The following is an 8,711-nucleotide window of genomic DNA, read 5'->3' as shown; positions in this document are numbered from 1 at the left end:
CCGCGTTTTCAAATCCTATGACGATATCGTCGATCATTGTTGCGCCGCCTGGAACAAGCTCATCGAGCAGCCTTGGCGCATCATGTCCATCGGGCTACGCGACTGGGCGCATGGGTTTTGATCAATGAGGATTGGTATAAGGCCATTTGGCAGCGCTCATAGGCAGGATTGCATCCATCAAATCGAGAACGGAATGCGGGTAACGCGTAATCAATTTCGTCCCATTTCCATGGGCGAGCGAATAGAGCATTCCGTCCTCGACCACGGTCAGTTTCGGAAGAATTGCCGCTGCGAGCTGCGGGAAATGCTCCTCATCACTAACAGCAACCTCACACAAGCGATTGCTAACGGTGGGGCCGCGAGCTACGAGCTGAAGAGGCCACACGTCGTGAATGAAATAAAATTTGTCTTCGAACTTCTCCCACTTTGTCACTTGCCATAAGATCGAGCCACGCATTTCAGTCGAGCAGCGAACCAGAACCACACGGAACTCTTCGTCTGTTATCCACCTGCTTCCATCCTCTTTCTTGAGAAGCCATCCAGAGCAAAGAATTCCTGAAAGCGGCTGAGTATATCCCTTAAGTGTGACGCTATTCTGTTCCGCAAGCTCGAAAAACAGAGGCTTTAGGCGAGAAAATAGTTGCTCTCCAGAGATGCTCGGATGGCTAAATAAGCCGGCAATGAACGCTTCTTTGTCTGCCGAATCTCTCGTCAACGCTGTCAGAACGTGCTGATCCGTCCATTCATCGTCACACCAAAAGAGCCAGCTAAGCACACTCCCAAATCGAACAATGGCAAACCGATTGTTTTCTGGGCGCAGAGCGAGAACCGCCTCTGCCCGTTGCTTCCATGCTGATGGAAGCCCGCCCCGATGCGACAGGTCCGAGAGACCAGGGTCTTCCAATAGCGCGGAAATCAGATCACCGGCGACGGAATTCCATGCCCTTTCTAACCACTTCTCCTCGTTGAGCACCACGCTGTCCGACAACTCCATACTCTGATGCTGTGTGAGGAGAGCCGAGAGCCGGTCAAAAAGTGTATACGCGCCGTCGATATCATACGCGAATAACTTTCCTGCAGTACGCGCAAGCCATGACGCAACTGGTCGGCATATCTGAGCTAGAGCCCGTTCGGGCAGCAGGACGAGTCGGCGCGCTATTAGGGTACAAAGCCTCCTTCTATCGTTCAAACGTTCCCCGCTCTGGAGGAACCGCGTCCATGCAATCTGTGATTTTTCGAGATCTTGGACATGCTTCAGCGCCGACAGCACTCGAACGGGCTTGTCCTTACAGAGTCCGCCATACGGATCGCGTTCTCTGAAGAAGGCAGCTTCGCGGTGTCGCGCAGCTAATACTCTCTCGATAAGCTGGCTCACAGGAGTGTCAACGAACTCATTGTGGTCTTCGTCCGTCACCACATATCCAGCTCTTGGAGACATGTCTTCGATAGCGCGAGCCGATTGCTCCTTTGTCCATTCCGGCGTGAGCCCTTCCAGGCGCTTTAGTTCTCGTTCAGTCCTTGCGGACAGTTTACAACCGGATTCCTGTAACCATTGCAAGCGTTCAAGCGTGAGCCCGTTGCGACGCTTCAAATAGTCGCGCCGATCCTCTTTCGACCATTTGGGCCGGCCTTTCAGTAAACGATGTTCGATCGCATTTCGACCTGCCTCCGGAAGCGCACTCCAGCGACGCTCAAGAACTAACAGCAAATCTCTTTGTGCGTGACCATTCCAAAAAACTTCCTCCGAAATGCCGATCAAAACGTCGCCCGCAGTTTCGTCATCCCATAATCCGTCTAGTCCCGCGGCCCATATTCGGAGACGGTCGAACGCCTTGCTCGTTCGCGGCCAACTATTCACTTCGTTACGAGCAGCGACTCTGTCGATACGCAGAAAACGTTCAAATTCATTGGTGAATTCGACGATACGCTTATTAAAACCTTCTACGTGAGAAGAGACGCGACCAGCGACATCGCTTACGAGCGATGAAACTCCGTCTCGAAAATATGGGTTCACCTCATTTTCGAGCATATCGCCGACGTCGAGATTTCGTCTCAGTATAGCTACCGCATGCGGAATGGCAGTTTCCGGGATCTGTATCGACGAAAGTTGATCGGTATACTTCACATCGAGTCGAATTACGTCGGTCAATCGGTCAACTCGCGTGGGAGGGCCAGCTCCCCATGGTCGCTCGACGGTGAGTTCGGGACGACCGAGCGTTTCGTACGCTTGCCATGCCAAGGACGTCCAGCCATCCTTGGCAACCTGCTGCTGTAAATCATGTAATCGTAGATTTTCCAACCCATTTGGATCGCGTCGGCAGCTCAACACATAACGCCAAGCACTGCGTGCCGCAGCCGTCACCGATCGATTGCTATGCGACACCAGAAATTCCAGCAGCCCTAAGACTCGCGGATGAAGTGTACGCTGACCTGCAGCCCACCAGATTGCTGCGGGCTGTCCACCTACTTTCCGCAGCCAAATGGCAAGCGATACAAGCCGCAACGGCAACTCGGTCTCAGACGACCGAAATCCGCCGCGCTGAGCGCCGATATGGTCGAATGAAGTTGGAGAGAACACATCGAGCGCATCTCGAGGAGCTTCGCGTCGCTTGAAAGGATCGCTTCGATCGCGTGGTGGTGGAACGAGGTCAGCGTCAATCCCGTATAATGCGAACGGATCAAATTCCGGCAGGTCGCTACGGAACAATGCTTGTGGCCCAGGCGTACCATAACGAACAGCGGGGTCGAACACACATAGCCACGTCGAAGGAATGGGCTTTTTCGATTCTGCGAGCGCGCGCGATCCGTCGGTCGTCATTGCGAGGTGAACGACCTGTCCGCGCTCGTGCGGTTTTAGAGTTTCCGGACCCTTTAGCGCTTGTCGAATGACCGTCGAACGCCAACGCGCCGGGTCCCGCGCTCGTTCTGCCCATCCTCCGAGCGTGTCCCATAGCGCGCAATGGCCATTGTCGGCGGGGTAAGAAAATGCAGTCACGCCTTTTTGAGCCCACCGCGCCTTGACGACGTCATCTCGTCCGTCCTGGAATGCGAATAAGCCTCGCCGATTGTTGCTTCCCCGCGAAAGCGCTTCAAGCAAGTACTGTACGGGCGGGTCGTCGGCGCTATATCCTACAAAGACAATAATATACTTTGCAATCGCGTCACGGATGAACCGAGCAGCCCAACCCTCGGCCAGATAAGCACGTCCAAACTCCGCGCTCGAAAGAATTAGGCGCCCACCCGTAGACCGACGATACCCTTTTTCGAAAACACCATGTAGATGGACGATTCCGTCAACCCCATCGATACGGGAAAGGTCCGGTAAGCTATCAGGCGTTGAAAGCTGAACTCCCGAATCGGCGTCGAGGAACAACCTGTCGAAATTCGTCGTAATGAGCCTAACCTGACCGGCAGCATTTCGGCTCAATTCGAGCATTATTTTATGTGCAGACAAATCGACATTTTGGTCCGGCGTCAGCAGAGAGCCGACGATCCTCTCTATGTCCGGTGAGGGAAAGTCATTTTCGAGGAGACTGAATATGCGATCAGCTGCGAGCAGCCCACTTACACCGCTCTTTTCCTGGAGTTCTCTCGCCGCGCGAAATAGCCTGTATGCGTCGCTGTCTGGCAACGCTTTTAGCCGATCGAGTACCTGTTCAGCTAGCGCGAGAAAGCTGGGCAGATTCGCTCTTGCTCGCGAGACTCCTGCTCCACAAAAGAACAGCACGTGCCCTTCGTCCCTCGCAACCAATAATTCATCCGGCAATGCGGGACCGTTTTCAACAAAACGCATATCGACCCTCTCCGAGGAGAACTATTAGGAGAAATTTATTGGAATCCGTCAAGCCGATCGAGCATGCGCTCCACGGACAAGGCGTCCCGTGGCCAAACCTTCTGTCGCGAAGTAAGCATGGCCAGGCGGCTGGAGCGAGCGCGGAGAGTGCAGCCTATCGAATCTTCGGCAGCGGGCGATTCCAACTTTCTCGGTTTTCATGGCATCCTGAAACAACGTACGACGGAAATCCGGACGCTTCCATTTACCTCATATCGCGGAAGGTCTGGGACTGCTTGCTCGAATTCTTATGGGCGAGCGCCCCGCTGGGAGGCGGGGCGCGGTATCGATCAGTCGCCGTTGCGGCGGCTCGGGCGGGACCAGATCAGGCTGTAGCCCTCGCCGGTCTCGTCGTCGAACAGATTGGCGAAGATCGGAGCGTTGAAGCTCGGATCGTCGAGTTTGAGGCCGAGATAATCGCGACCCTCGTTGGAGCGTTTGGACCAGGCGGCTCCGATCTCCACTCGGCCCACGTAGACGCGGTGGCTGGGCGCATTCTCGCCGGAGCGGCTGGTTTCGGGAACGATGCGAACGTTCTTGGCCTGCACGGAGAGAGTCACGATCTCGCCGGTGAACTCGTTGTTGCCGCTCTTCTTGAAGGTGCCGATGGTCGCCATTGGAATTCTCCTCGATCTGAAGTTCCGAGCCCGCGCCATTGCGGCCTCGATGGCGATCGAAGGGCCTGAGGCGATCGACGCGGCATCGCTCGCGACCGCAGCGTTAGCGGAGGATGGCGCAAGAGCGACTTTGTTGTCTCGCGAGGAATGACGGCGCAGCCGGCAGGGGAAGAAAGTCGATCGACGCCATTGCCGCATAGGCGATCGAGGCGCAGCCGGCCTTCGGCCAGATCCGCCCATCAAAGAGGCCGTTATGGAGCGCTCGGACTGACAGTAATCGGGGCGAATTCGGCGACGGCGTGCGACCGAGAAGATTCGGCGACGAGCGCCAACGAAGATGACGATCCTCTGTCCGGCTATAAAATTTCGTCGTCGCTTTCGAGCCGCATATCGCAATGCCTCCCACCCCGCCGATTGTCGGACGCCGTGAGATCGCTCTCGCCGAAGGATTGCTCCGAGGAGCATCACAATTTCGACCGCCTCGCCACGAAGATTCGAACTCGCCGCCGTGATAGCCGCCGTGTGTCACGACGATGAACTCGGAGAGATGCAGATCGACCTGCGCCTACGGGAGCGGCTGCAATGGCGTCAGGCCCGCGCGAGACGCGTTTCTTCCCGCCCCGGCAGGGCGGTTCCGGCGATGCGGACCAAAGCGGTGACGCCGACTGCGACCGCGCCGACGAGCGAAAAAATCGTCTGCCATGTCGCGGACTGCATAGCCATCTGGGCAATTCCGTGCGTGGCGTAATAGCCGGCGACCGTCGCCGGCGCAGCATAGACGAGCACGATGGCGAGCCGGAGCCAGGTCCAGGGAACGAAGGCGAGCGCCAATTGCCCGACGCCAAACGTCAGGCCTGCGGCGATGGCGCCGACGATTGCTCCGCCGAGCCAGCCGGCGCCAGTGTGAAAAGCCCAGGCGCCGACCGTCAGCCCGGCATAGAAGGGGAGCGCGAAGACGGCGAGCGTGAACAGCAGCCAGCAGAAGAAGCCGATGCCGGCGATGACGAGCAGCGGTCCGAAGATGATCATGGCGGTGGTCTCCGTGAGACAAAGGTCTGACGAGCGCGCCTTCCACCACCACCACGGCGCAGCAGCGAGTCTAGCCGGAAAGATGAGGCAGGGCGAGCGAAAATCCCGTAGGATTTTCGCCGCTCGTGGTGGCGGATTCCTTCATGATTGGAAGGGATCGAATTCATGGACGATGGCGGCGGGATCGCCGTCGTATTCTGTCGACGGCATGACGCCGTAGTCACCCGCGCCGTCATGGAAGACGACGACGCAGATCATGAGGGTGTTCGCGAGGTCCCAACCGCGAGCGTGGGCGAAGGTGAGGTTTCGAGACATCGATCGGCTCCTGTGCTGAGGCGGGGGCGATCCCCGCGCGACAGGCGCCCGATGTGTCCGGCCGATGGCCGCGATCACCGCGAAGGTGAAACCGAAGCGGCGGCACGCTCGCGTAGCCGACCCCTCGCGGGTTGATGGCGTCAGGTCATCGGTCGGATAGAGGATCAGCGCTGATCGGAGCGGGGTGGCGCTCGCCGGCAGGAGTCGATTGCTTCGAATTCATGGAGCTCGGTCGCGGATCGCGCGAACCTCCTCTATTGTCGGCGGGTCACGTGCATCTGCAGAGCGAACGGCTCAGGAGGTCGGCATGACGGAGTTCACGGGGCGATATCTCCATCTCGTGAAGAAGGCGCTCACCATCGCAGCGTTGGCGATCGAGGGGCAGCCCGGGCCGTTTCAGTCCAACTCGGATTTGAGCGACATGAAGGCATTGCTCGATGAGATCATCGAGAATGATGCCGAGTTGGCGTATTACGCGCGCGCCGCGAGGATCGCCGTGCTCGGCGCGCCCGACTGAAATACGGCTTTACGGAAACGCGGCGACACGCTTTTGCGTCTCGGCGCATTTCCGGCTCTGAGGGTCGGCGGCGCTCACGCGCCGCCTGCGCCGAAACGCCAAACCGGAATACCGAGCTTGCGAGCCTTGTCGGCGAGGTTTTCTTGGATGCCGGTTCCGGGAAAGACGATGACGCCGATCGGCAGGATTTCCAGCATCGCGTCGTTGCGCTTGAAGGGGGCCGCCTTCGCGTGCCTGGCCCAGTCGGGCTTGAAGGCGATCTGCGGAACCTTGCGGTGATCGGCCCAGCGGGCTGCGATTCGTTCGGCGCCCTTCGGACTGCCGCCATGCAGCAGCACCATGTCTGGATGCTTGGCGTGGACTTGGTCGAGCTTTGCCCAGATCAGGCGATGGTCGTTGAAGTCGAGGCCGCCGGTGACGGCTATCTTCGGACCGGGCGGCAACAGCACCTCGTTTTCGGAGCGCCTCTTCGCCGCGAGGAAGTCCCGGCTGTCGATCATCGCCGAGGTGAGATTGCGGTGATTGACCATCGATCCGCCGCGCGGTCGCCAGGATGATCCGGTGTGGCGCTCGTAATGCTCGGCGGCTTGGTCGCGCATCAGCTCGAAGGCGTCCCGGCGCTCGAGGAGCGTCTGCCCTTCGGCGGTGAGTCGCTCCAGCTCGACGGATTTCACCTCGCCGCCATCCTGCTCGCGCTGCGAGCGGCGTTGCGCCTGCTCATTGTCGTCGAGCTCGCGCTCGATCCGCTCCACGGCGCGGTGAAATAGATTGACGGTCGACCAGAGCAGGTCGCCGAGATCCGGTTCGAGGCGGGTGTCCTGCAATGCCGCGATCAGCGCGTCGAAGATGTCGGCGACGGCTCCCGAGACGATGCGTCCTTCCGGCAATGGCCTCGGATCGGGTTCGTCCTGAAAGGGGCGATAGCCGTAGAGCTGGAGCTCCTGGAGGATATGGTCGGTCGGGGATGACGCGTGCGGCTCGTGGCGGTCATCGTCGCGATCGGTGATCATGGCGCTTTCTTTCGTCGGATCGACCGCGCCCATCGCGGCCTTCATGGCGACGAAAGCGGCAGCCGGAACGGACCTGCACCCGCAGCGAAGCGAAGGGCCGGAGCGCAGCGGAGGACGGCGGAGGACGGCTATTTTGTCTCGCGATGGAAAGCGGCCGCAGGCCGCGCCGGAAAATAGCCGGCCGCAGTCGTTGCCGATCCGAGCCGCCTGCCGATCGATCGCCCTCTGAAGAAGGCCGTGGGGGCGGACCTCTCCGACAATTCAGGAAGCGTCATCGTTCATCGTGACGTGAATCCGCCGGCGGCGAGCGTCCGCCGGTCAGCCCGAGCCTATGCCGCCAGCTCCATGAAGCGCGCGACGTCCTGCGGGGCGATCTGCACACGTACGGCGGCCCGGAGCGCATCGAGCCCGAGCAGCCGCAGATCTTCGTTGAAATCGCCGAGCGCCGGAGACAGCACGATCGCCTCGATCCCGAGCTGCCGAGCCCGGTCGATCAACGTCGTCACCGCGCCGTCGCCGGCTGGATCGTCGTCTCGCGCGATGTAGAGTCGGCGCAATGCGTCGGAGAAGAGGATGGCGGAGAGATGCGCCGCCGAGAGCGCCGCCGCCATCGGCATGGTCGGAAGCGCCGATCGCAGCGACAGAACGGTTTCGACGCCTTCGCCCGCCGCCATGACCTCGCCCGCCACGCCAAAGCGGACCGCATGGCCGTTGATGTCGCCCATCGCTCGTCTCGGCGTTTCGATCGGCGCCTTTCCGAGCGTCGTCTCCGAGAAGCCGCGAGGATCGAGCCATGTGCGATGCACGCCGGTCAGGCGCCCGTCGAGGTCCGTGACGGAGGCGATCATCGCCGGCCAGATTTCGGTCGGGGAATGCTCGTCCGGCCGGTGATAGCAGCGTGGATGAAAGCGGAGCGATCCGGTTTCGTGCAAAGCCGTAATGCCGCGATTGCGCAGATACGCTTCTGCGAGAGTCCCGGAAATCGGCTGCGACATCGCGAAAAGCCGTCTTGCCGACTCCCGCGAGTCGGCCGGCGCCGAACGTGATCCTGTCCTCTTCGTCATCGGCTCCGGCTCCGGACGCGGCAGGCTGAGGAACATGCGCGCCTCAGCCACAGTTTCCTTGAAATCGGCGAAGCCGCAACTCTCCTTGATGACGTCGAGCAGATCGCCGTGCTCGCTGGTTGCGGCGTCGGTCCATTTGCCTGCGGCGCCCTTGCCGCTCTTCGTTCCGATCAGCCGGACGAACATGGAGCGGCCCGGCGTGTTGCGAACATCGCCGACCAGCCAATAGCGGCCTTCGCGATGTCCGTTGTGAAGATAATGACGGCACACCGCCTCGGCCTGGCGGCCGAGACGCTGCGCGAGATCGGAGGCGTCGGGACGAACCAT

At 59.9% G+C, this 8,711-nt stretch carries 7 protein-coding genes and 1 pseudogene; 2 read left to right on the top strand and 6 right to left on the bottom strand.

Translation table 11 applies throughout. The features are described from left to right. Positions 1–121, top strand: a pseudogene (locus VIF40_RS11770) (IS630 family transposase); the annotation flags it as partial. On the opposite strand, the gene VIF40_RS11765 reads toward VIF40_RS11770, so the two are convergent. From VIF40_RS11765 to VIF40_RS11750, 4 genes are all read right to left on the bottom strand, one after another. Then, positions 122–3,793 carry an SIR2 family protein gene (locus VIF40_RS11765; protein ID WP_331937696.1) on the bottom strand — a complete coding sequence of 1,224 codons (3,672 nt, stop codon included), beginning with the start codon at positions 3,791–3,793 and terminating at the stop codon, positions 122–124. It abuts the pseudogene before it with no gap. Positions 3,794–4,122: 329 nt separating this feature from the next. Then, the gene (locus VIF40_RS11760) at positions 4,123–4,449 is read right to left on the bottom strand and encodes a DUF736 domain-containing protein (RefSeq protein WP_331937695.1); all 327 of its coding nucleotides are present in this window, start codon (positions 4,447–4,449) and stop codon (positions 4,123–4,125) included. A 588-nt stretch (positions 4,450–5,037) separates the two neighbouring features. Beyond that, positions 5,038–5,478 carry a hypothetical protein gene (locus tag VIF40_RS11755; protein WP_331937694.1) on the bottom strand — a complete coding sequence of 147 codons (441 nt, stop codon included), beginning with the start codon at positions 5,476–5,478 and terminating at the stop codon, positions 5,038–5,040. Between the two features lie 141 nt (positions 5,479–5,619). Then, positions 5,620–5,793 (bottom strand): hypothetical protein, encoded by a 174-nt coding sequence (locus VIF40_RS11750; RefSeq protein ID WP_331937693.1) that lies wholly within the window; start codon positions 5,791–5,793, stop codon positions 5,620–5,622. Positions 5,794–6,100: 307 nt separating this feature from the next. Here VIF40_RS11750 and VIF40_RS11745 point away from each other — a divergent pair, with 307 nt between their 5' ends. Then, the gene (locus VIF40_RS11745) at positions 6,101–6,310 is read left to right on the top strand and encodes a hypothetical protein (protein WP_331937692.1); all 210 of its coding nucleotides are present in this window, start codon (positions 6,101–6,103) and stop codon (positions 6,308–6,310) included. A 74-nt stretch (positions 6,311–6,384) separates the two neighbouring features. On the opposite strand, the gene VIF40_RS11740 is transcribed toward VIF40_RS11745, so the two are convergent. After that, the gene (locus tag VIF40_RS11740; protein ID WP_414684792.1) at positions 6,385–7,365 is read right to left on the bottom strand and encodes a DUF2493 domain-containing protein; all 981 of its coding nucleotides are present in this window, start codon (positions 7,363–7,365) and stop codon (positions 6,385–6,387) included. 284 nt (positions 7,366–7,649) lie between these two features. Continuing rightward, positions 7,650–8,711 (bottom strand): DUF7146 domain-containing protein, encoded by a 1,062-nt coding sequence (locus VIF40_RS11735; RefSeq protein WP_331937691.1) that lies wholly within the window; start codon positions 8,709–8,711, stop codon positions 7,650–7,652.

Origin of the sequence: Methylosinus sp. (assembly GCF_036560965.1) — a bacterium.
Classification (GTDB): domain Bacteria; phylum Pseudomonadota; class Alphaproteobacteria; order Rhizobiales; family Beijerinckiaceae; genus Methylosinus.
Note: the sequence above shows the minus strand (reverse complement) of the source record. Positions and strands in the feature narration are given on the sequence as shown.